The following is a 392-nucleotide window of genomic DNA, read 5'->3' on the forward strand; positions in this document are numbered from 1 at the left end:
CTGGGGGTGTGGTGCTGGAGGGGGCGTTGGACTTCAGCACGGATCTGTTCGACCGGGCCACGGCGCAGGGCATCGCGGAGCGTTTCGTGCGTGTTCTGACCGCGCTCGCCGAGGATCCCGATCGTCGTATCGGTGATGTGGAGTTGCTGTCCGGGGTGGAGCGGGAGCGGGTGCTGGTTGGGTGGAATGGTGAGTTGCGGGGTGTGCGGGGTGTGTCGTTGCCGGTGTTGTTCGGGGAGCAGGTGGGGCGGACGCCGGATGCGGTGGCGGTGGTGTGTGGCGGGCGTGAGGTGTCGTATGGGGAGTTGGATGCGTGGTCGAACCGGGTGGCTCGGTGGTTGGTGGGGCAGGGGGTGGGGCCGGAGTCGTTTGTGGGTGTGGTGTTGCCGCGG

General features: G+C 68.1%; 1 protein-coding gene. It reads left to right on the forward strand.

The features are described 5' to 3' along the window. Positions 1-26: 26 nt before the first annotated feature. A partial coding sequence (locus NP777_RS47300) for an AMP-binding protein (protein WP_256656387.1) occupies positions 27-392 on the forward strand: 366 nt, incomplete at its 3' end.

The organism is Streptomyces rugosispiralis, from assembly GCF_024505145.1.
Classification (GTDB): Bacteria; Actinomycetota; Actinomycetes; order Streptomycetales; family Streptomycetaceae; genus Streptomyces; species Streptomyces rugosispiralis.